The sequence below is a fragment of the Arthrobacter sp. 10T416 genome, assembly GCF_056394165.1.
Map to the genome: position 1 here is coordinate 95,390 of NZ_JBFTHI010000001.1, position 21,868 is coordinate 117,257.

At 68.4% G+C, this 21,868-nt stretch carries 23 protein-coding genes, 6 tRNA genes and 1 riboswitch; of the genes, 22 read left to right on the forward strand and 7 right to left on the reverse strand.

Going from position 1 to position 21,868, the window contains the following annotated elements; all coding sequences use genetic code 11:
• Positions 1-56: 56 nt before the first annotated feature.
• From AC1DBE_RS00405 to AC1DBE_RS00430, 6 genes are all read right to left on the reverse strand, one after another.
• Positions 57-323 (reverse strand): antitoxin, encoded by a 267-nt coding sequence (locus AC1DBE_RS00405; RefSeq protein WP_476969282.1) that lies wholly within the window; start codon positions 321-323, stop codon positions 57-59.
• A 158-nt stretch (positions 324-481) separates the two neighbouring features.
• Positions 482-556, reverse strand: a tRNA-Val gene (locus AC1DBE_RS00410).
• A gap of 49 nt (positions 557-605) precedes the next feature.
• Positions 606-678: transfer RNA gene (locus tag AC1DBE_RS00415), tRNA-Gly, on the reverse strand.
• Between the two features lie 56 nt (positions 679-734).
• Positions 735-809 (reverse strand) — tRNA-Val (locus AC1DBE_RS00420).
• A 40-nt stretch (positions 810-849) separates the two neighbouring features.
• Positions 850-920 (reverse strand) — tRNA-Cys (locus AC1DBE_RS00425).
• A 46-nt stretch (positions 921-966) separates the two neighbouring features.
• Positions 967-1,039: transfer RNA gene (locus tag AC1DBE_RS00430), tRNA-Gly, on the reverse strand.
• A gap of 1,205 nt (positions 1,040-2,244) precedes the next feature.
• On the opposite strand from AC1DBE_RS00430, the gene AC1DBE_RS00435 reads away from it, so the two are divergent.
• From AC1DBE_RS00435 to hisF, 14 genes are all read left to right on the forward strand, one after another.
• Positions 2,245-2,316 (forward strand) — tRNA-Val (locus AC1DBE_RS00435).
• 86 nt (positions 2,317-2,402) lie between these two features.
• On the forward strand, positions 2,403-3,248 hold the full coding sequence (locus tag AC1DBE_RS00440; protein ID WP_476877780.1) for a cytochrome: 846 nt from the start codon (positions 2,403-2,405) through the stop codon (positions 3,246-3,248).
• Between the two features lie 104 nt (positions 3,249-3,352).
• Complete coding sequence (gene def, locus AC1DBE_RS00445; RefSeq protein ID WP_476903448.1) at positions 3,353-3,943, forward strand: peptide deformylase; 591 nt, start codon at positions 3,353-3,355, stop codon at positions 3,941-3,943.
• Complete coding sequence (gene fmt, locus AC1DBE_RS00450) at positions 3,940-4,860, forward strand: methionyl-tRNA formyltransferase (RefSeq protein ID WP_476969283.1); 921 nt, start codon at positions 3,940-3,942, stop codon at positions 4,858-4,860. Before def ends, fmt begins: the two co-directional genes overlap by 4 nt.
• Positions 4,857-6,446, forward strand: coding sequence for an RsmB/NOP family class I SAM-dependent RNA methyltransferase (locus AC1DBE_RS00455; RefSeq protein ID WP_476969284.1), 1,590 nt, complete (start codon positions 4,857-4,859; stop codon positions 6,444-6,446). Before fmt ends, AC1DBE_RS00455 begins: the two co-directional genes overlap by 4 nt.
• A 61-nt stretch (positions 6,447-6,507) precedes the next feature.
• Positions 6,508-7,176 carry a ribulose-phosphate 3-epimerase gene (rpe, locus tag AC1DBE_RS00460; RefSeq protein WP_476969285.1) on the forward strand — a complete coding sequence of 223 codons (669 nt, stop codon included), beginning with the start codon at positions 6,508-6,510 and terminating at the stop codon, positions 7,174-7,176.
• 81 nt (positions 7,177-7,257) lie between these two features.
• Positions 7,258-7,408, forward strand: a riboswitch (FMN riboswitch).
• Positions 7,409-7,563: 155 nt separating this feature from the next.
• Entirely contained in the window at positions 7,564-8,724 is a 1,161-nt protein-coding gene (gene ribD, locus AC1DBE_RS00465) for a bifunctional diaminohydroxyphosphoribosylaminopyrimidine deaminase/5-amino-6-(5-phosphoribosylamino)uracil reductase RibD (RefSeq protein WP_476969286.1), read from the forward strand.
• Positions 8,724-9,392 carry a riboflavin synthase gene (locus tag AC1DBE_RS00470; protein WP_476969287.1) on the forward strand — a complete coding sequence of 223 codons (669 nt, stop codon included), beginning with the start codon at positions 8,724-8,726 and terminating at the stop codon, positions 9,390-9,392. The genes ribD and AC1DBE_RS00470 overlap by 1 nt, the downstream gene beginning before the upstream one ends.
• Positions 9,389-10,072: a 3,4-dihydroxy-2-butanone-4-phosphate synthase gene (ribB, locus tag AC1DBE_RS00475; protein WP_476903447.1), complete on the forward strand. Its 684-nt coding sequence runs from the start codon at positions 9,389-9,391 to the stop codon at positions 10,070-10,072. The genes AC1DBE_RS00470 and ribB overlap by 4 nt, the downstream gene beginning before the upstream one ends.
• Before the next feature lie 23 nt (positions 10,073-10,095).
• Positions 10,096-10,791 carry a GTP cyclohydrolase II gene (gene ribA, locus AC1DBE_RS00480; RefSeq protein WP_476969288.1) on the forward strand — a complete coding sequence of 232 codons (696 nt, stop codon included), beginning with the start codon at positions 10,096-10,098 and terminating at the stop codon, positions 10,789-10,791.
• A gap of 60 nt (positions 10,792-10,851) precedes the next feature.
• Positions 10,852-11,337: a 6,7-dimethyl-8-ribityllumazine synthase gene (ribH, locus tag AC1DBE_RS00485; RefSeq protein WP_476969289.1), complete on the forward strand. Its 486-nt coding sequence runs from the start codon at positions 10,852-10,854 to the stop codon at positions 11,335-11,337.
• Between the two features lie 94 nt (positions 11,338-11,431).
• A complete protein-coding gene (locus tag AC1DBE_RS00490; RefSeq protein ID WP_476903445.1) occupies positions 11,432-11,695 on the forward strand; it encodes a phosphoribosyl-ATP diphosphatase in 264 nt (87 codons plus the stop codon).
• A gap of 101 nt (positions 11,696-11,796) precedes the next feature.
• The gene (gene hisG, locus AC1DBE_RS00495) at positions 11,797-12,639 is read left to right on the forward strand and encodes an ATP phosphoribosyltransferase (protein WP_476969290.1); all 843 of its coding nucleotides are present in this window, start codon (positions 11,797-11,799) and stop codon (positions 12,637-12,639) included.
• A gap of 64 nt (positions 12,640-12,703) precedes the next feature.
• Complete coding sequence (hisF, locus tag AC1DBE_RS00500) at positions 12,704-13,480, forward strand: imidazole glycerol phosphate synthase subunit HisF (RefSeq protein ID WP_476880414.1); 777 nt, start codon at positions 12,704-12,706, stop codon at positions 13,478-13,480.
• A gap of 91 nt (positions 13,481-13,571) precedes the next feature.
• Here the strand turns inward: hisF and AC1DBE_RS00505 are convergent, their stop codons facing one another.
• Positions 13,572-14,216, reverse strand: a complete 645-nt coding sequence (locus tag AC1DBE_RS00505) for a TIGR03085 family metal-binding protein (protein WP_476880415.1) — start codon at positions 14,214-14,216, stop codon at positions 13,572-13,574.
• A gap of 144 nt (positions 14,217-14,360) precedes the next feature.
• Between AC1DBE_RS00505 and hisI the strand changes: the two genes are divergently transcribed.
• From hisI to lgt, 8 genes are all read left to right on the forward strand, one after another.
• Entirely contained in the window at positions 14,361-14,792 is a 432-nt protein-coding gene (gene hisI, locus AC1DBE_RS00510; RefSeq protein ID WP_476880416.1) for a phosphoribosyl-AMP cyclohydrolase, read from the forward strand.
• A 69-nt stretch (positions 14,793-14,861) separates the two neighbouring features.
• Entirely contained in the window at positions 14,862-16,430 is a 1,569-nt protein-coding gene (locus AC1DBE_RS00515; RefSeq protein WP_476969291.1) for an anthranilate synthase component I, read from the forward strand.
• Positions 16,427-17,047, forward strand: coding sequence for a Trp biosynthesis-associated membrane protein (locus AC1DBE_RS00520; RefSeq protein WP_476878691.1), 621 nt, complete (start codon positions 16,427-16,429; stop codon positions 17,045-17,047). The genes AC1DBE_RS00515 and AC1DBE_RS00520 overlap by 4 nt, the downstream gene beginning before the upstream one ends.
• Positions 17,048-17,138: 91 nt before the next feature.
• Positions 17,139-17,426, forward strand: a complete 288-nt coding sequence (locus AC1DBE_RS00525; RefSeq protein ID WP_476878692.1) for an HGxxPAAW family protein — start codon at positions 17,139-17,141, stop codon at positions 17,424-17,426.
• A gap of 2 nt (positions 17,427-17,428) precedes the next feature.
• On the forward strand, positions 17,429-18,244 hold the full coding sequence (gene trpC / locus AC1DBE_RS00530) for an indole-3-glycerol phosphate synthase TrpC (protein ID WP_476903442.1): 816 nt from the start codon (positions 17,429-17,431) through the stop codon (positions 18,242-18,244).
• A gap of 92 nt (positions 18,245-18,336) precedes the next feature.
• Positions 18,337-19,695, forward strand: a complete 1,359-nt coding sequence (gene trpB / locus AC1DBE_RS00535) for a tryptophan synthase subunit beta (RefSeq protein ID WP_476969292.1) — start codon at positions 18,337-18,339, stop codon at positions 19,693-19,695.
• Between the two features lie 29 nt (positions 19,696-19,724).
• The gene (gene trpA, locus AC1DBE_RS00540) at positions 19,725-20,525 is read left to right on the forward strand and encodes a tryptophan synthase subunit alpha (protein ID WP_476969659.1); all 801 of its coding nucleotides are present in this window, start codon (positions 19,725-19,727) and stop codon (positions 20,523-20,525) included.
• A gap of 3 nt (positions 20,526-20,528) precedes the next feature.
• A complete protein-coding gene (gene lgt / locus AC1DBE_RS00545; protein ID WP_476969293.1) occupies positions 20,529-21,818 on the forward strand; it encodes a prolipoprotein diacylglyceryl transferase in 1,290 nt (429 codons plus the stop codon).
• Positions 21,819-21,868 lie beyond the last annotated feature (50 nt).

A 21,868-nucleotide genomic window follows, 5' to 3' on the forward strand; every position in this document is an offset into this window, starting at 1 on the left:
CCAAAGGTGCCGGCGCCACCTCTCGGCGGGACCGGCACCTCATTGACGTACCTGGGTCAGAGGCCCTGCGGCCGGGTTTCCCCGGCGACTGGCGGCTCCTCCACGACGTGCGGTTCGACGACGGGGGCCGTTTCCGGTTCCCCGTTCGACTTGTCCACGAAGTCAGAGGCGCCACGCTGGACGGAATCGACCTTGTCGGCGTACTTTCCGCCGGTCTTGGAATCGACGAAGTCACCCGCCTTCTCGATGCCGTCCTTGATGGCCTGTTCGTTGCCATCAATCAGATGCTGAGCCTTGCCCTTTAGATCGTCAAGTAAACCCACGGGCACCTCCCTTCTGTCGCGGAGCCAGATCGCTCCTAGCACTTTCGATCCTAACCGGAGGGTTGGGGGGTGCCAAGGGTTGTCCGCCCAGAGGAGAAAGACCCCCGCAGCGTTAGGGGTCAGGATACGAAAAAAGCAGCTCCGGGGGAGCTGCTGTGTGGTGGGCGATACTGGGATCGAACCAGTGACCTCTTCCGTGTCAGGGAAGCGCGCTACCGCTGCGCCAATCGCCCGCAACCGGAAGGATCCGGAGTGGAGTTGTGTAAAGCTGAAAAACAACAGAGCGGACGACGAGATTCGAACTCGCGACATCCACCTTGGCAAGGTGGTGCTCTACCAGCTGAGCTACGTCCGCATTTTAGTCCGTTCCGGCCAGGCCGGTGGTACTGGACCAAGCAAGTTTCCTCGCTTTGGTGGGCGATACTGGGATCGAACCAGTGACCTCTTCCGTGTCAGGGAAGCGCGCTACCGCTGCGCCAATCGCCCCTTTGCATCCGGCCGGAACCGGAAACCAGGGTTTTCACCGAGGTGGGTACGGGATTCGAACCCGTGTATACGGCTTTGCAGGCCGCTGCCTCGCCTCTCGGCCAACCCACCGTGTAGACAGGATTCCGAAGAACCTTTGCCGTGACAGTGTCCTGCGAGCGGACGACGAGATTCGAACTCGCGACATCCACCTTGGCAAGGTGGTGCTCTACCAGCTGAGCTACGTCCGCAATGTTGCCTGCGATTCCCTGCCGCATTCGGCATTTCCTCGCGTTCCAACGAGTAAGAACTCTATAGGAGGTTCAGGCAATCTACAAATCGGGCGCCCGCTGACGGGGACCGACCCCCATCCTTCCCTGCAATCTAGGGGATTTTTCTAATTACAGGGGTGTAATTAGCGCCGGCTTCCGGGGCGGCGCGTTGGTGTTCTGACGAGCGGCCCGGGTCTGCCGCGGCGGGGTCGGCGCCGTGAGGTTGGGAGTACTTCGGTGCGTCGGTTCGCCAAAGATGGCCGCTATCCCGACCCACTTGGCGGCCACTTCTGGCAATTGGGCGCACAAACCAGCGATCTCAGTCCGATTCAGCGACGTCAGCGGCCACGGGGCTACCCACGGAGCCAGGTACCGGCCTAATGCAGCGATTCGCCAAAGATGGCCGCTATCCCGATCCACTTAGCGGCCACTTCTGGCAATTGGGCGCCGAGCCCAGCCGACCCGGACGGATGAGGGAGGACAAGAGCGGTTCCTTGCCATTGAACGACGACGCCGACCTTGGCGAGGATGGGTGACGACGCCGGGGTGGCGTCGACGTCATACGACGCCGGCTGCGGCTCATCTAAAGGATCCAGGCGGCCACCGGCAACGTCGATTCGCCAAAGATGGCCGGTAAGCCACCCCACTTAGCGGCCACTTCTGGCAAATGGGCGCAGCGCCAACCATCTTGGCCGGCTTCGACGACGGCCTTGCGGCGGGGGGCAGCCGGGCGACTACGTCGACGATAGGGGCTTGGGGAGCGACGGGCCACGCTGGCTTCGGGCCAACCCGCGGAGCCCGGTGCCGGCCTGAGGCGCGTCGATTCGCCAAAGATGGCCGCTATCCCAGCGACTTAGCGGCCACTTCTGGCAAATGGGCGCAGCGCCAACCATCTTGGCCGGCTTCGACGACGGCCTTGCGGCGGGGGGCAGCCGGGCGACGACGTCGACGACAGGGGCTTGGGGGAGCGACCGGCCACGTTGGCTTCGGGCCCCCGAACGCGACCAGGTGGCTATCAGGCACGTCGATTCGCCAAAGATGGCCGCTATCCCAGCGACTTAGCGGCCCCTTCTGGCAAACGGGCGCAGCAACAACCCCACCTCCACACCCGCGCCCAACCAAACCGCCGTCGAAATGGCCGATTTCGATATTCCGTCAGGGTGGGCTAGCATTCAATGGCACCGGGGCGATTGGCGCAGTGGTAGCGCGCTTCGTTCACACCGAAGAGGTCACTGGTTCGAACCCAGTATCGCCCACCTGGAAAATGGTCCGTTCCGCTCTCAGAGCGGGGCGGACCATTTTGTTTTCCTACAGCGTCCGACCCCCGTGAAAGAGTCTTTCTATGACCGCCCCGCTTCTCGCCCACGCCACCGAATACGGCCGGATGTACGCCCGCTCCACGTCGGCGCAGTTCACCGTTCCCTCCATCACCACGGTGATCGGCCAGCAACCGCACGGCCTGGACGGCTGGTTCGGGTACATGGGAGCGAACAGCCTCGCCTCGGACCCCACACTGCCGGCCATCCTGGGCAGCCCCGCGAAGGTCCGGCAGGCAGTGAGCCGCGCGGCCAAAGCCGCCGAGACCCACCGGGACGACGCCGCCAAGCGTGGCGACCGGGTCCACAACTACTGCGAACAGGTGGCTCTGCGCGCTCTTGGCCGCCCGCACCAGATGAAGGAAACCCGTGAGGCACTGGCTGCCAACGGGGAGGAAGCCTTTGCCGCCCGGTTCGACGAATGGTGGGAGCTCTTCCAGGTGGAGCCGATTGCCCCGGAGATCACGGTGTGGAACCAGACCGTGGGCTACGCGGGCACGCTGGACCTGGTGGCCCGGATCAACGGCCGCACGTGCCTCATCGACTACAAGACCAAGGGGACCAGCCGGGACGGGACGGTCAAGCCCCTCGACGCCAAGGTAGTGATGCAGCTGGTGGCCGGGATGAAGGCCGAAGAAAGCCTGGTGGACCCGGTCGCGGGGGAGTGGGAGCCGTGGCAGCACGGGGATTCACCGCTCCTGCTCGCGGTCGCCATCGGCGAGACGGAGGTCCGGCCGGTGCGGGCCAACCCGGATGTCCTCAAGCACCACTGGTGGAAGTTCTGTGCGTTGCGCAGGGTCTGGGAGATGTCCGCGGACACGGCGGCGGCCGGGCCGGCCCTGCTGCCGATCGCCCCGCCGGTGGCCCGCTGACTCTAACCGCTGACCCTGCATCCCCGGGCCGCCATGAACGAAACCCGGGGCTGCCACTAAACTGGTCGGGATCCCTAGCCGCCCACCGTGAGGACAGACTGACCATGGCCATACTGAATATCCGCATCATCGGGGACCCTGTGCTGCGCACAGTTGCCGATCCCGTGACGGAATTCGGGCCGGAGCTGGAAAAGCTCGTCGCCGACATGATCGAAACCATGGAGGACGTGGAGGGCGCCGGCCTGGCCGCGCCGCAGGTCGGCATCAGTCAGCGGGTCTTCACCTACCGCATCCGTGGGGTTGAGGGGCACATTATTAACCCGGTCCTGGAGAACAGCGACGACTTCCAGCCCGACGAAGTTGAGGGCTGCCTCTCCATCCCCGGACTGGGCTTCCCGGTCCGGCGCCACCGCGCCACCCGGGTCACCGGCGTCGACGTCCACGGCAACGAGGTCGTGCTCGACGGCGAGGGGATGCTCGCCCGCGTTTTCCAGCACGAGACCGACCACCTGGACGGCATCCTGTTCACCGACCGGCTCGAGGGCGAGGACCGCAAGGCGGCCCTGCGCGCCATCCGCAACGCAAACTATGACGCCATTACGGAGCAGACGACGTCGAAGCGCGCCAAGACGGTCGGCTCCAGCTTCGGGGGCGGCAGCTTCGGCCAGGGTTCGTCCTTCGGGATCGGCCAGTGAGGGTTCTTTTCGCAGGGACTCCCGCCGTGGCCGTCCCTGCACTGGACGCCCTCGTCGCTGCCGGTTTCGACGTCGTCGCCGTGCTGACCCGGCCGGACGCGCCGCTGGGACGCAAGCGCATCCTGACGCCGTCGCCCGTGGCCGCCCGCGCCGCCGAGCTGGGCATCGAGATCATCCACGCCACCCGGGTCGACGCCGCGGTGACGGCACGGATCGCGGCGGCCGCGCCCGACGTCGCCGCGATCGTCGCGTACGGCGGGCTGATTCCGCGGGCGGCCCTCGATATCCCGCGCCACGGCTGGATCAACCTGCACTTCTCGCTCCTGCCGGCCTGGCGCGGTGCCGCACCCGTGCAGCGCGCCATCATCGCCGGCGACGACATCACCGGCGCCGTGACGTTCCGGCTCGAGGAAGGCCTCGATACCGGCCCGGTGTTCGGCACCGTCACCGAGGCAGTCCGGCCCACTGACACTGCCGGGGATCTCCTGGAACGGCTGTCGCACAGCGGCGCCGTGCTGCTGAGCCAGACCCTTTCCGCCGTCGACGCCGGCAGGGCCTCGGCCATTCCACAACAGGGCGAGGTCAGCCTCGCCCCCAAACTTGGCCTTGACGATGGCCGCCTCGACTGGCAGCAGCCGGCCCTGGCGATTGGACGCAGGGCACGCGGGGTCACCCCCGAGCCCGGCGCCTGGACCATGTGGGACGGGCAGCGGGTCAAGCTTGAGCCGGTCGTGCTGCGGCCCGGCGCGCCGGCACTCCGCCCGGGCCAGCTGGTGCTCGACGGCAAGGCCGTCCTGGTGGGTACCGGCTCACATCCTGTGGAACTCACCCGGGTCCAGCCTTCGGGCAAGAAAATGATGAACGCCGCCGACTGGGCGCGCGGACAGGCAACACTGGAAAGCGTGGTCTTCGAATGAGCGAGTCCGGAACAAGCGGCAGCGGCCGGGGCCGGGGGCAGCAATCCGGCGGCCAAGGCGGCCAAGGCAACCAGAACGGCCAGGGCAACCGGGGCGGCCAGGGCCAGCGCAACTCCAAGCGCAACGCCCAGGGCCGGGAGCGGAACCGTGGCCCGCAGCGGGGATTCACCGAGAACGCTCCCTCCCAGCGCACCCGGCGCGCCGATCCCGCCCGGCTGGTCGCTTTCGAGGTCCTGCGTGCCGTGGCCGCCGAGGACGCCTACGCGAACCTGGTGCTGCCCGCCCGGATCCGGCACCACGGCCTGGACAAGCGCGACGCCGGTTTTGCCACCGAGCTCAGCTACGGCGCCCTCCGTGGCCAGGGAACCTATGACGCGATCCTCGCCCGCTGCGTGGACCGTCCCCTGGACCAGCTCGATCCCGCCATCCTCGATGTCTTGCGGATCGGGGCGCACCAGCTCCTGGCCATGCGGGTCCCGGCGCATGCTGCCCTGGACGAAACCGTCGGCCTGGCCCGCGCCGTGATCGGTGCCGGCCCGTCGGGCCTGATCAACGCCGTCCTCCGCAAAGTTACCGTGCACACACTTGAGGAATGGCTGGAGCTGATCCTCCGCGACGAACAGGACGAGACCAAGGTGGCCTCCGTCCGCTACGCCCACCCCGAGTGGATCGTCCGCGCCTTCCGGCAGTCCCTCGTGGCGCATGGTCGCCCGGTCACGGAAATCAACGACCTCCTCGAGGCGGACAACGCGGCCCCCGTCGTGAACCTGGTGGCCTTGCCCGGCCTCGGCAGCCTCGACGAGGCGCTCGAAGGCGGTGCCACTCCCGGGGAGCTCGTGGAGGGATCCGCGCTCTCCAGCGGCGGTGACCTTGGCCGGCTCGCCTCCGTGCGGGAGGGCAGCACCCGCGTCCAGGACGTCGGCTCGCAGCTGGTGGCCCGCGCCCTAGCCTCCGTGGACCTCACCGACGCAGGTGCCGGGCCCGACGGCGAACGCTGGCTTGACCTCTGCGCCGGCCCCGGCGGCAAGGCAGCCCTGCTCGGCGCCCTGGCCCGCCAGCACGGTGCCACCCTCCTGGCCAACGAACCCGCACCCCACCGCGCGAAACTGGTCCGGCAGGCGCTGACGGCCGTGCCGTCCGAGGTCTGGAACGTCCGCACCGGCGACGGGCGCGAGGTTGGGGCCGAGATGGCCGGGAGCTTCGACCGCGTGCTGGTTGACGTGCCGTGCACCGGACTCGGCGCACTGCGCCGCCGCCCCGAATCCCGCTGGCGGCGCACGCCCAAGGACCTGGTGGATCTCGGCCCGCTGCAGCGCGACCTGCTCAAGTCGGCCCTCGACGCGGTCAAGCCCGGCGGCGTTGTGGCCTACGTGACGTGTTCCCCGCACCCGGCCGAGACCACCGCCGTCGTCACCGATGCCCTGCGCAAGCGCGAGGACCTCGAACTGCTCGACGCCGGAGCCGCCCTGGACGCCGTCAGCCTCACCGGACACCTTGAGGCGGGCCACGAACTGACCGCCCAGCTCTGGCCGCACCTGCACCGCACGGACGCCATGTTCCTGGCGCTCATCCACAAAAAAGCCTGAGCCCAGGGCCATACTGGCACCAGTTTCCCGATTGCCGACCCGCGCTACGACAAGGACATCCATGGCCCACCGCTGTATCCACCCGAGCATCCTTTCGGCGGACTTCGCCAACCTGCAGTCCGAACTGCAGAGGATCAAGACTGCCGACGCCGTGCACGTGGACGTTATGGACAACCACTTCGTGCCCAATCTCTCCCTGGGGCTTCCCGTGGTCCAGCGGCTGCAGGACGTCAGCCCGATCCCGCTGGACGCACACCTGATGATCGATCACGCCGACCGCTGGGCACCGGCCTACGCCGACGCCGGGCTGGCGTCCGTGACCTTCCACGCCGAGGCCTCCATCGCACCGGTGAAACTGGCCCGCGAACTGCGCGCCCGGGGCGCCAAGGCGGGCATCGCACTGCGGCCCGGCAGTAGCGTGGAACCGTTCCTGGACATGCTCGGCGAACTGGACATGATCCTCATCATGACCGTGGAACCCGGCTTCGGCGGCCAGGAGTTCCTTGATCTCACGCTGCCCAAGATCCGCCGGGCCAGGGCCGCCATTGACGCGTCGGGACTGGACATCAAGCTCCAGGTCGACGGCGGCATCACCGAGGAGACCATCTGGCGGGCGGCCGAGGCCGGCGCCGACGTCTTCGTCGCAGGGTCCGCGGTCTACGGCGCCGACGACCCCGCGGACGCCATCGACCGGCTCCGCGAAGCGGCCGGCAGCTGGCCGGGCAGCTGACTAAAACATGACGAACGGTGTACCGTCCGCCCGCGGGAATAGCCGGGCGGCGGCCGCAGTTGTGTCAGAATAGCTACACACATACGTGCTCCGGGGTCGGTGTAAGTCCGAACCGGCGGTTATAGTCCGCGACCCGCGAGCCGGCACTTCCCACTGGGATGCTGACGGCGGACGGTTGAACCGGTGGAATTCCGGTACCGACAGTTAAAGTCTGGATGAGAGAAGCACGTACAGCTGTTACTGCGGCACCCTTCGGTGCCGCGGCAGTGCGCTGTCGTATACCCCCGGAGCCATCGCGGTTCTAGAGGGAAGGAACGACACACACATGAACCCCTTGCGATGGCTCTTCGCCCACTCCGAGGTCCCCGGGGACCCGAGGAACGGCGCATGAGCGTCCAGACGGCTTCCGGGCCGCACGACAAAGACCACGAGGACTTCGCCGCGGCCGGCTTCAGCGCCGCAGAAACGGCGGCGATGGACGCCGCCCTCGCAGCGGCAGCCCAGGGTCCGCGCGGCGCGAACCCGCTCGTGGGCGCCGTCGTCATTGGGACAGACGGCACACCCTTGGTGACCGGCTACCACCGCGGTGCCGGCACCCCGCACGCAGAGGCCGACGCTATCCAGCAGGCCCGGGCGGCGGGCCTGGACCTCAGCGGCACCACTATGGTGGTCACGCTCGAACCCTGCAACCACTGCGGCCGGACCGGCCCCTGCGCCCAAGCCATCATTGACGCGGGCATCGCCGACGTCGTCTACGCCGTCGATGACCCGCACGACCCGGCCGCAGGGGGAGCCGCGACCCTGCGCGCCGCCGGAGTGCGCGTTCGCTCCGGCCTGGCCGCCGTCGAAGCGCTGGACCTCAACCGCCGTTGGTTTGACGCCGTGGCCTCCAAGCGCCCCTTCGTCACCCTGCACATCGCCCAGACCCTCGACAGCAGGATCGCGGCCGGCGACGGCACCAGCCAATGGATCTCCAGCCCGGAGTCCCTCGCCGACAACCACGCCCTGCGGGGCCGGATTGACGCCATCCTGGTGGGAACCCAGACCGTGCTGGTGGACGACCCCCGGCTTACCGCGCGCACCCCGGACGGAACGCCGGCGCCCAAGCAACCGCTCCGCGCGGTCATGGGGCTGCGCGGCATCCCCGCTGACGCTGCAATTCATGGTGCCGACGGCAAGGTAATGCACCTGCCTACCCGGGACCCCCGCGAGGCCCTGGACCAGCTGTTCGACGCCGGTGTCAGGCACCTGATGGTCGAGGGCGGTTCACGCATCCTTAGCGCTTTCCTGGCCGCCGGACTGGTTGACGAGCTGATCGCCTACCTGGCCCCGACGCTCCTCGGCTCCGGCACTCCGGCCCTGGAAGACCTCGGCATCCGCACCCTCGCCGACGCCCAGCTGTGGGACTGGGACGCTGCCACCGGCGGCGCCGTGCGGATGCTGGGCCGCGATCTGCGGCTGCACCTTCGCCCCGCCACCGGGGCCACCGACACTTCATCCGATTCCACCCCGCGCAACGCCGCGGACACTGCCGCAGGAGGCAACTGATGTTTACCGGAATTATCGCCGAACAGGGCAAGGTGCTCTCCGTCGAACGCGACGGCGACACCAGCGCCACGCTGCGCCTCCACGCCCCCAGCAGCACCGACGGCCTGGCCCTCGGCGGTTCAATCGCGGTCAACGGGGTTTGCCTGACCGCCACGGACATCGAGGGCACGGACTTCAGCGTCGACGTCATGGGCGAGACCCTGGTCCGGAGCACCATCGGCGCGCTGGCAGCGGGGGATTCGGTCAACCTCGAACGCTGCGTCCAGGCCGGTAGCCGGCTCGACGGCCACGTTGTGCAGGGCCACGTTGACGGCGTCGGCGAACTTGTGGAACGTGAGGCGCTGGGCAACTGGGACCGTCTGCGCTTCGCCGTCCCGTCCGGGCTGGCCCGCTACATCGCGGAAAAGGGCTCCATCGCGGTCGACGGCGTCTCACTCACCGTCACTGCCGTTAGCCCCGCGCCGGACCCGGCACCGTGGTTCGAAGTCGGCCTGATCCCCACCACCCTCGCCGAGACCGGCCTGGGCGCCAAACCGCTGGGCGGCCGCGTCAACCTTGAGGTGGATGTGCTGGCCAAGTACACCGAACGCCTGCTCGCCTTCGCCCCCACCGGGCACGGCGGGGCCCGCCATGCTGAGCCCGCCCACAGCCAGGCGGCCGCAAAATGAGCGGGCTGCAGGACCGCCACGGCGTGGCCGTCGACGCCTCGGCCGGCCTCGACCCGATCGAGGACGCCATCCGCGCCATGGCCGCCGGCCGCCCCGTGCTGGTGGTGGATAACGAGGACCGCGAGAACGAAGGTGACATCATCTTCGCCGCGCAGCACGCCACCCCGGCCCTGATGGGCTGGACCATCCGTTACAGCTCGGGCGTGATCTGCGTGCCGCTGACTGGCGAACGTGCCGACGCCCTGGAGCTGCCGCCGATGACGGCCATCAACCAGGACTCCAAGGGCACCGCGTATACGGTGTCGTGCGATGCGGCCGTGGGCGTCAGCACCGGTATTTCCGCCACCGACCGAGCCCTGACCGCCCGGATCCTCGCGGACGGCACCAGCCGGCCAAATTCCCTGACCCGTCCCGGGCATGTTTTTCCGCTTCGCGCCGTTAAGGGTGGTGTGCGGGAGCGTCCCGGCCACACCGAGGCAGCCGTTGAGCTGTGCCGGCTGGCGGGCCTTGAACCCGTAGGCGTAATTGCAGAAGTGGTGCACGACGACGGAGAAATGATGCGGTTGGATGGACTTCGCGGCTTTGCCCTCGAACACGGCTGCCCGCTGATTTCGATTGCTGATCTGGTGGCGTACCTTGAAGCCGGCAACACCGGCAGCCACGCGGCGGAATCCGCCTGAGACCCTTGGACTGAGGAGAAACAATGACGACTTCTGAAGCGCAGCCGGCCACCCCGGCCCAGCGGCCGCACCCTGTCAGCGGCGGACCGATCGTCCAGCTGCCCACCGCCTACGGCGATTTCGTGGCCCAGGCCTGGACCGACCTGGAGACCGGCGCGGAGCACCTCGCCGTCAGCTCCCCGCTGCCGGCCACCGACGGCCAGGCACCCCTGGTCCGGCTGCACTCCGAATGCCTGACCGGAGACGTCTTCGGCTCCTACCGCTGCGACTGCGGCGAACAGCTGGCCTACGCCCTGGAGATGATCCACGAATTCGGCGGCACCCTGCTCTACCTGCGCGGCCAGGAAGGCCGCGGCATCGGCCTGGCCAACAAGATCAAGGCCTACGCCCTGCAGGAGGCCGGGTTCGACACCGTGGAAGCCAACGAACAGCTCGGACTTCCCGTCGACGCCCGCTGCTACAAGGCCGCCGCGCAGATCCTCGCTGAGATGGGCCTGCACGAGATCCGCCTGCTGAGCAACAACCCGGACAAGCAGGACCGGCTGGCCAAGGCCGGAGTGCGGGTGGTTGAGATGGTCCCCACCGAGGTGCCGTCCCGCGAACAGAACCTGCGCTACCTGCAGACCAAAAAGGACCGTATGGACCACCGGCTGGTTCTTGACATGGAAGCGGCCGCGCCGGCCAACGGACAGCGCGGCTTCGAGCACGAGCAGGACTGAGGCCGCGGGCCTGGCCCGCACCTCGCACACCCCACTGACCTCCCACAGCAAGGAATCCCTATGAGCGGCCACGGCGCACCCCAGATCGACCTGACCACCTTCGAGCCCGAGCAGACCTCCCAGCTGAGACTGGCCATTGTGGCCGCGAGCTGGCACGCCAAGATCATGGACGGGCTGCTCGACGGCGCGTTGCGGGCAGCCAAGGACGCCGGCATTGCCGAACCGACCGTGCTGCGCGTTCCCGGTACCTTTGAGCTGCCGGTCGCGGCCGCCCGGCTGGCACCGCACTTTGACGCCGTCGTGGCGCTCGGCGTCGTGATCCGCGGTGGCACCCCGCACTTCGAATACGTCTGCGAAGCCGCCACGCTGGGCCTCACCGAGGTCAGTGTCCGCACCGGCGTTCCGGTCGGCTTCGGCGTGCTGACCTGCGACACCGAACAGCAGGGCATTGACCGTGCGGGCCTCCCCGGCTCCACCGAGGACAAGGGCCACGAAGCCGTGACGGCGGCCCTGGCCACGGCCGTCACGCTGAAGCAGTACTCCTAACCTGGCCTCGCCGGCTGTGTATTCGCTCACATCGGCGCCGTCATGCGGCGGCCCGGCAGGCGTGGTCTTGCCGTGAACAAGTAGGCTGGAGGGCGTGAAGAATTTCGAATCGCTGTTCGCAGAACTGAGTGAGAAGGCAGCCTCCCGCCCGGAGGGCTCCCGCACCGTCGCCGAACTGGATTCCGGAGTCCACGGCATCGGCAAGAAAGTCGTGGAGGAAGCCGCCGAGGTTTGGATGGCTGCCGAGTACGAATCCGATGAGGCTGCCGCGGAAGAAATTTCGCAGCTGCTCTATCACCTGCAGGTTCTGATGCTCGCCAAAGGCCTCAGCCTGGAAGACGTCTACAAGCATCTCTAGCCACGCCGCACCGTTCCCGCGGACCCCAGGTCCGTGGGAGCGGCGCATCACGTGGCCCGCAGTGCCTGCACCGATGACGTCCTCACCAGAAAGAACCTCCCATGCTTAGAGTTGCCGTCCCGAATAAGGGATCCCTGTCCGAAGCCGCCTCCGCCATGCTCGCCGAGGCCGGCTACCGCCAGCGCCGCGACAGCCGCGAACTGGTCATGGTGGACCCGGACAACGACATTGAATTCTTCTTCCTCCGCCCCCGCGACATCGCCGTGTACGTCGGCCAGGGAACGCTGGACGTCGGCATCACCGGCCGCGACCTGCTCCTCGATGCCGAGGTCGAAGCAGAGGAACTGCTGCCGCTCGGATTCGCCGCCTCAACCTTCCGCTTCGCCGGCCCGGTGGGGGACTTCACAGCCATCGACCAGCTTGAAGGCAAGCGCCTCGCCACCAGCTACGACGGGCTGCTGCGCGGCTACCTCGCCGGGCGCGGGATCAACGCCAAGGTGGTACGGCTCGACGGCGCCGTCGAGTCCTCCGTCCGGCTCGGCGTCGCGGACGCGATTGCCGACGTCGTCGAGACCGGTACCACGCTCAAGGCCGCCGGGATGGAAATCTTTGGCGAGCCGATCCTCCACTCCGAGTCGGTCCTGATCGGCCGCAAGGGCGAGCAGAACCCCGCCACCGCCGTGCTGATCCGCCGCCTGCAGGGTGTGCTGGTGGCCCGCCAGTACGTGCTGATGGACTACGACATCCGCAAGGAATTGGTCGAGCAGGCCGCCGCCCTCACGCCCGGCCTCGAATCGCCCACCGTGTCGCCGCTGCGGGACTCGGACTGGGTGGCCGTCCGCTCCATGGTGCCCAAGCGGGACACCAACCGGATCATGGACGAGCTGTACGACCTCGGCGCCCGCGCCATCCTGGTCAGCAGCATCCACGCCTGCCGGATCTAGCCGGGCCAGCCGTGCAGCCATCAACCTTCACCCCGCCCTTTGTCCGCCCAGCCCGGGAGCAGCCATGACCGTAGCCGTCCGCGTGATCCCGTGCCTGGATGTCGACGCCGGCCGTGTGGTCAAGGGAATCAATTTTGAGGGCCTCCGCGACGCCGGCGACCCCGTGGAACTCGCGCACCGGTACGACAACGGCGGCGCCGACGAACTGACGTTCCTCGACGTCACCGCGTCCTCGGGCAACCGGGAGACGACGTTCGACGTCGTCCGCCGCACCGCCGAGGAAGTATTCATCCCGCTGACCGTTGGCGGCGGCGTCCGGGGTGTGGCGGAGGTGGACAAACTGCTGCGCTACGGCGCGGACAAGGCCGCCATCAACACCGCCGCCGTCGCCCGGCCCGAAGTCATTGACGAGATCACCCGGCATTTCGGCTCCCAGGTCCTGGTTTTGTCCCTGGACGCGCGGCGCACCCGCCCGGGCTCCCAGCCAACACCCTCCGGGTTTGAGGTCACGACCCATGGCGGCCGGCAGGGCACGGGCATCGACGCGTTGGCCTGGGCGCGCGAGGCCGCCGACCGCGGGGTGGGCGAGATCCTGCTCAACTCGATCGATGCCGACGGCACCAAGGACGGCTTCGACCTCGAACTGATCCGGCTGGCCCGCGCCAGCGTCAAGGTGCCGCTGATCGCCTCCGGCGGCGCCGGCCGGCCCGAACATTTCCCGCCGGCCGTGGCTGCCGGTGCGGACGCCGTCCTGGCGGCGTCGGTGTTTCACTTTGGTCCGCTGGACATGATCGCCCAGGTCAAGGCCGCCATCCGTGCGGCCGGCTTCGACGTCCGCTAACCGGGTTTGTCCAAGCCAACCTTGCTAGTGCCTGGGCCCACGCCCGCAGGGTTCCCTGGCCGAGCTTGCGAGGTTAGGGAGCGGGTGGGGACTAGAGGCCGACTTCGGCGGACTGCAGCAGGGCGACGGCGTCGGGCTGGCCCTCGAACGTCACCAGCGCGTGGCGGGTGCGGCCGTGAGCGTGCATCAGGAGTTCGCCCGGTTCGCCGACGATGGCCACCGACACGGGAGCGCGTTTGGCAACATGCCGCGGACCGGACGGCCGCACCAGCACAATGCCCAGATCCACGCCGCGGTACAGGATGGCGGCGCGTTTGATCAGTTCGTCCCAGAGGGCGTCGGAGTAGGCCTCATCCAGGGCGCGCGGGGCCCAGCGGTCCACGGCACGGCGGACGTCCTCGGTGTGGACGAAGTACTCGATGAGGTTCGAGCTCTCGTCCAGGGCCTTGATCCGCATGGGGGAGAGCGCCGGGGGTCCGGCGCGGAAGGTGTTGACCAGCTTGGCGTAGGCGTCCGGGGTGCTGACCTCGGAGGCGAGCTCGGCCGTGGCCTGGTCGGAAGCTTTGGCCAGCCGCTTGAGCAGCAGCCCCAGTCCAACGCGGGCTTTGCGCTCCCGCAGGTACAGGTGCGCGGCGAGGTCGCGCGTGAGCCAGCCCTTGCAGAGCGTGGGGGAGTCCGGACCGGCCGCCAGCAAGGTTTCGGCCAGAACTTCTCGGGACGGATCGACGAAATGCATCACTTGTGAAACTAGCACGAGACGCCCGCCAGTGTGCACAGGAAGGGCCGTGGTTTTGGCCTCGGCGGGCTATTGGCGGCCATGTTAAGCGCGGGGCTGCACGCGCCGGGCGGCACCGCGCGCCGAGGCACTAGACTTGTGGTGATGTCTGAGCAGCCTGCCCCCGCCCCCGTACCCTCGACCGCCGGTCCCGCGGACCCCGGGTCAGGGCACCCTGCCGGTCCTCTGCAGCCGGACCTGGCGGCGTCCCTCAAACGTGACAGCGCCGGCCTGGTGGCCGCGATCGTCCAGCAGTTCGACACCAACGAGGTGCTGATGCTTGGCTGGATGGACGACGAGGCACTGCACCGCACCATGACCACCGGGCGGGTCACCTTCTACTCCCGCTCCCGGCAGGAATACTGGCGCAAGGGCGACACATCCGGCCACGTGCAGTGGGTCAAATCCCTGGCCCTGGACTGCGACGGCGACGCCCTGCTGGTCCGGGTGGACCAGGTGGGCGCCGCGTGCCACACCGGAACCCGGACGTGCTTCGACGGACGCGCGCTGGACGCCGTCGTCGGCCAGGCCGACTGAGCCGGCGCAGCAGCACACACCGGCACCCCACCAGCTTCAGACCAACAAGAACAGGCGGACTACGCAGCCATGCAGGACCTCGGAATCATCAGCCCCAGCCTGGAGGAGTTCCGGGAACTCGCCGGCCACAGCCGCGTCATTCCGGTCCGGCTGAAAGTCCTGGCCGACGCCGAAACCCCCATCGGGCTCTACCGGAAACTCGCGCAGGGCCAGCCGGGCACGTTCCTGCTGGAATCCGCTGCGGTGGGTGGCGCGTGGTCCCGCTACTCGTTCATCGGTGCCCGCTCCCGCGCCACGCTGACCACCAAGGACGGCCAGGCGCACTGGCTCGGCGAGCCGCCGGTGGGTGTGCCCCTCGACGGCAGCCCGGTGGACGCCATCCGCGACACGGTCCGCGCCCTGCACACCGACCGGTTCGACGGGCTGCCGCCGTTCACCTCCGGCCTGGTGGGCTTCCTCGGCTGGGAAACCGTCCGGCACTGGGAAAAACTGACCAGCCCGCCCGAGGATGACCTCGAGCTGCCGGAAATGGCGCTGAACCTGGTCACCGACATGGCCGTGCACGACAACATGGACGGCACCGTGCTGCTGATCGCCAACGCGATCAACTTCGACAACAGCTCCGAACGCGTTGACGAGGCCTGGCACGACGCCGTCGCCCGGGTCAAGAACCTGCTGGCCAAGGTCAGCACCCCGACGGAGCAGCCGGTGTCCGTGCTGCAGTCGGCGGCCCTGGACTTCGCCTCCAGCGTGCAGGAACGCTGGGACGAAAACGAGTACCTGGCCGCCCTGGACCGCGGCAAGGAAGCGATCGTCGACGGTGAGGTCTTCCAGGTGGTGATCTCCCGCCGGTTCGAAATGGAATGCGGCGCCGACCCGCTGGACGTGTACCGGGTCCTGCGGAACACGAACCCGAGCCCGTACATGTACATCTTCAGCCTCGAGGACGCCGCCGGCCGGCAGTACTCGATCGTGGGCTCCTCCCCGGAGGCCCTTGTCACCGTTACCGGCGAGGAAGTCATCACCCACCCGATCGCCGGCTCACGGCCCCGCGGCAAGACCATCGAGGCGGACAAGGCCCTGGCGGAGGAACTGCTCGCTGACCAGAAGGAACGCGCCGAGCACCTGATGCTGGTCGATTTGTCCCGCAATGACCTCTCCAAGGTCTGCGTCGCCGGATCCGTGGACGTGACGCAGTTTATGGAGGTGGAGCGCTTCAGCCACATCATGCACCTGGTCTCCACGGTGTTGGGCAAGCTGGCCCCGGACGCCACCGCCTACGACGTCCTCAAGGCCACGTTCCCGGCCGGCACCCTCTCCGGTGCTCCCAAACCCCGCGCCCTGCGCCTCCTGGACGAGCTCGAACCCCACCGCCGCGGCATCTACGGCGGCGTGGTGGGGTACCTGGACTTCGCCGGCGACATGGACATGGCCATCGCCATCCGGTCGGCGCTCCTTCGCGAAGGCCGCGCCTACGTGCAGGCCGGGGGCGGGATAGTGGCCGATTCGGTCAATCCGACCGAGGCGCAGGAAACCGTGAACAAGGCCGCCGCGCCGCTGCGTGCCGTGCACACGGCCGGGTCGCTGCACAACATCACCGCCGAGACGGTGGCCGGCACCGGAACGGAGCAGCCATGACCGGCACTATCAAGAGCACCAGCCCGGCGGTGCCCCGCTGGGCGCGCAAATCCACCCTGGTCCTGGTGATCGCGGCCCTGGCTCTCGCGGTGTTCGGCACCACCACCCAGACGTGGCTGACCGTGCACCTTGATCCCAGCCAGCTCGGCCAGGGCGTCAGCAGCCAGGACGGGCTGCAGGTCCAGGGCAGCAAGGCGGCCACCACCGTGACCGCCCTCGCGCTCGTTGCCCTGGCCGGCGGGCTCGCCGCATCCATCGCCGGACGCATCGCCCGCTGGGTCATCACCGCGATCATCCTGCTGGCCGCCGCCGGGATCGTTGCCGCCGCCGCAACCGTGCTGGCCGGCCCGCTCGCTGCGGCGCAGGGCTCCATCGCAGCCGCCACCGGCATCAGCGGCAGCAACGTGCAGGTCGCCGTGACCGTCTTCCCGGTGATCGCCGTCGTCGCCGGTGCCCTGCTGGGACTCAGCGCGCTGGCCCTGGTCCCCGCCGGACGGTACTGGAAGAGCCGCACGAAGTACGACGCCGCCGCCACCAGCGGCGCTTCGGGCACCCCGCGGCCGACTGACGAGATCGACAGCTGGGACCGCCTGTCCCGCGGTGACGACCCCACCTGAGCCGGGTACAGCGGGCCTGGCGCGCAATGCGGCCAATAGCACCGCCAAAAAATGGCAGAATGTAAGCAGTATTGATCCTGAGGAGATTTCCATGAGCAAAGCCCCTGTTTCCGCACCCCAGCCCGCTGCCGGCACCGGCATCTATGACGACGTCGACCACAGCGAGCCGACCGGCCACGGCAACAGCCCGGCGGCCTGGACCACGGTGATCGTAATGCTGATCGGCGCCCTCATCGCAGCCATCGCCTTCGTCATCGCCAACACCCCGATCTTTGTCGCGGGCGCCGTGGTGATGCTGATCGGCCTCGTGGTGGGCTTCGTGATGCGCAAAGCCGGCTACGGCGTCGGTGGCAGCAAGCTGAAGAACTCCGGCCACTAAGAGTGACTGTTCTCGATGACATCAACGCCGGTGTCAGGGAGGATATGGAGGCGCGCCAGCGCCTCGTCACGCTTGCCGAACTGAAAGAGCGTGCAGCCGCGGCGGCACCCGCCCGGGACGCGTGGGCTGCCCTCGGCGGCCCCTCCGACCGGAGCCAGCTGAAGGTGATCGCCGAGATCAAGCGGCGCAGCCCCTCCAAAGGCGACCTCGCAAGCATCGGTGACCCGGCAGCCCTGGCCGTCCAGTACGCCGACGGCGGTGCCGCCGTGATCAGCGTCCTCACCGAACAGCGGCGCTTCAACGGATCCCTGGCGGACCTCGATGCTGTCCGTGCGGCCGTGGACATTCCGCTGCTCCGCAAGGACTTTATGATCGACGAGTACCAGCTCTGGGAGGCCCGTGCCCACGGCGCCGACCTGATCCTGCTGATCGTCGCGTCCCTGACGGATGCCCAGCTGCGTGAGTACAGCGCACTCGCCCACGAGCTCGGCATGAATGTGCTCGTGGAAACCCACACCCCCGGCGAAATCGAACGCGCCGTGGACGCCGGAGCCAAAATCATTGGCGTCAACGTCCGCAACCTCAAGACGCTCGACGTCGACCGGTCGCTGTTCGCGCAGCTCGCCGCCGGCATTCCCGCCGGGTCCCTTGTGGTGGGCGAGTCCGGGGTCCGCGGTGTGGACGACGTCCGGCACTACGCGGCCAGCGGCGCCAACGCGGTCCTGGTGGGCGAGGCGCTGGTCAGCGACGCCACCCCGCGCGAACGGATCGCCGAATTTATGGCTGCGGGCGCCGAAGAAATCGCCGCACGTTCCTGACCCGCGGACCGGCCGGGCAGCTGGCCGGAGTACGCGGTGCTTCCGTGCGGCACCCCAGATCTAGTTAGCAGTGGAACAGGATGGTGAGACTGATGGTCGATGCGCCAACAGCCGGCTCAGAAGACAACCCCGTGGACGCGTTCCTGGAAGGCAACCGGCCGGAGGGCGGCGGGACTGAAGCAACGCCGTCCCTGCGCCACGCCCCGGGACCCTATTTCGGGTCTTACGGCGGCCGCTGGATGCCGGAGTCGCTGATCGCAGCCCTGGACGAGCTCGAGGACACCTTCGAGAAAGCCAAGGCCGATCCCGAGTTCATCGCGCAAATCGCGGACCTGAACAAGAACTACTCCGGCCGGCCCTCCCTGCTTACCGAAGCCAAGCGCTTCGCAGAGCACGCCGGCGGGGTCCGCATTTTCCTCAAGCGCGAAGACTTGAACCACACCGGCTCGCATAAGATCAACAACGTCCTGGGCCAGGCGCTCCTGGCCAAGCGGATGGGCAAGACCCGCGTGATAGCCGAGACCGGAGCCGGCCAGCACGGCGTCGCCAGTGCCACCGCCGCCGCCTTGCTGGGCCTGGAATGCGTGGTCTACATGGGTGCCGAAGACTGCCGCCGGCAGGCCCTCAACGTGGCCCGGATGGAACTGCTGGGCGCCACCGTTATCCCCGTGACCAACGGCTCCCAGACCCTCAAGGACGCAATTAACGAGGCACTCCGCGACTGGGTCGCCAACGTGGACACCACCCACTACCTGCTGGGCACCGCCGCCGGCGCGCACCCCTTCCCGGCCATGGTCCGGTACTTCCACGAGGTCATCGGCGAGGAAGCACGCGCCCAGATCCTGGACCAGACCGGCCGGCTGCCGGACGCCGTCTGCGCCTGCATCGGCGGCGGCTCCAACGCCATCGGCATCTTCCATGGTTTCCTGGACGACCCGTCTGTGAAAATCTACGGATTCGAGGCCGGCGGAGACGGCGTGGACACCGGCCGGCACGCGGCCACCATCACCCTCGGCAAGCCCGGGGTGCTGCACGGTGCCCGTTCCTACCTCATGCAGGACGACGACGGCCAGACCATCGAGTCGCACTCGATCTCGGCCGGCCTGGACTACCCGGGCGTCGGCCCGGAGCACGCCTACCTCTCCGACATCGGCCGGGTCAGCTACGAACCCATCACCGACAGCGAAGCCATGGAGGCGTTCCGCGTGCTGTGCCGGACCGAGGGCATCATCCCGGCCATCGAATCCGCGCACGCCCTCGCCGGCGCCATCAAGGTGGGGCAGCGGCTCGCCGCCGACGCCGGCGACGCCGAGGAAGCGGCCCGCAAGGTCGTGATCGTCAACCTCTCCGGCCGCGGGGACAAGGACGTGGCCACCGCCGCGGAATGGTTCGACCTGCTGGACAAGGATTCACCCGAGCACGAGATCGCCCAGGAGGGGGAGCAGCTGTGAACACTGCCGAGAACAGCGCCGGGGGCACCATGCCCAACGCCAGCAAGTCCGCCGCCGCCATCGACCGCGCCCGCGCCCAGGGCCGCGCCGCCCTCATCGGGTACCTGCCCGCCGGCTACCCGAGCGTCGAGGACACCATCGCCGCCGGCATCGCCCTGGCTGAAAACGGCGCCGACCTGATCGAGATCGGCATCCCTTACTCGGATCCCGTGATGGACGGCCAGGTTATCCAGGCCGCCACCGTGGAGGCCCTCGCCAAGGGATTCCACGTCAAGCAGGTGTTCGACGTCGTCCGCGGCATCACCAGCAAGACCGACGCCGCCGTCCTCGTCATGACCTACTGGAACCCCGTTGTCCGGATGGGCGTGGACGAATTTTCCCGCCAGTTGGCCGAAGCCGGGGGAGCGGGGCTCATCACGCCCGACCTCATTCCGGACGAGGCTGCGGAGTGGATGGCGGCCTCGGACAAGTACGGACTGGACCGGGTGTTCCTCGTGGCCCCGTCGTCGTCGCCGGAGCGCATGAAGCGCACTGTCGACGCGAGCCGCGGGTTCGTCTACGCCGTCTCCATCATGGGTGTCACCGGCGCCCGCGCCTCCGTCAGCACCGCAGCCAAGGACGTTGTCGCCGCGGCCCACGGTGCAGGCGCCGAGCGGGTCTGCGTCGGCCTGGGCGTCTCCAACGCTGACCACGTCCGCGAAATCGCCGCCTACGCCGACGGTGTCATTGTTGGCACCGCCCTCGTCGCGGCGATCGGTGAGGGCGGCGTGGATGCTGTAGCGTCCTTGACGAAAGAGCTCAGCACCGGCCTTACCAAGGAAGAAGCGTAAGCAATGCAGTCAGTCCTCCACGCGGCAGCGATGGTTCCCGCGAGCATTCCGAGCCCGGTCTGGTCCGGCTTCGATATCCCGCTGCCCTGGGGGTCCCTGCGCATCCACGCCTACGCGCTCTGCATCCTGGCCGGCATCATCGTCGGGCTCTGGCTGACCTCACGTCGCTGGGCCCGCCGCGGCGCCCCTGAGGGAAGCGTCTGGGACATCGCCATCTGGGCCATCCCGTTCGGCATCATCGGCGGCCGCCTTTACCACGTGGTGTCCTCGCCGGATGCCTACTTCGGCCCCGGCTTCGACGGCACCGGCGACCTGTCGCTGATCCCGCAGATCCAGCGCGGCGGCCTCGGCATCTGGGGCGCCGTGGTCCTTGGGGCGTTCGGCGCATGGATCGGCTGCCGCCGGGCCGGCGTCAAGCTCAGCGCCTTTATGGACGCCGCAGCTCCGGGCCTCCTGCTGGCCCAGGCCATCGGCCGCTGGGGCAACTACTTCAACCAGGAACTCTTCGGCGGACCCACCACCCTGCCGTGGGGACTCCAGGTGGATCCCAACAGCCCCAACTTCCCGGCCGGCATGCCCGCCGACACACTCTTCCACCCCACCTTCCTCTACGAATCCCTGTGGAACCTTGTGGGCGTTGTGGTGCTGCTGGCCCTGGACCGGAAATTCTCGTTCCGCCGCAGCCGCCTCTTCTGGCTCTACGCCATCTACTACACCCTGGGCCGCGTCTGGATCGAGGCCATGCGGATCGACGACGCCGAGCAGATCAACCTCTTCGGCATCACCACCCGGCTCAACGTCTGGACCAGCATCTTCGTGCTGATCGCCTCGGCCGTGATCTTCGTGCTCCTCGGCCTGCGCAAGACGGACGGGACGGACACCCCGTACCTGCCCGGCCGTGAGCCCGAACCCGCGGTCGACAACGCGGAGGAGGGCGCCGTTGCCGGCAACGACGCCGACGCTGACAACGCCGAGACGGCGGACGCCGTCGACGCCGAAAAGGCAGACGCCGGCACTTCCGACGACGGCGCTGCCGCCACCACGGACACCGCCGAGGCGGACACTGCCGCGCGCCCCGACGTCGTCCGCCATTCGGACGTCGCTGTCTCAGATAATGAATCGCGTGATAATCTCCGGGATAACCAGAGCGGTCCGGACCGCCCCGCAGCCCAGGCTGTGGCGGCCGGGGAATCCACGGGCGGCACCACGCCCGCCATGGAGGAAGAACCGGCAACCGGAGTATCCGGACGCCGGGCTTCCGGGGCCGCCCCGGACGCTGGGATCACCAAGTAACACAGCGCCGGTAACCGGACTGCAGGGCGACCGCCAGCTGGGTCCGAGTC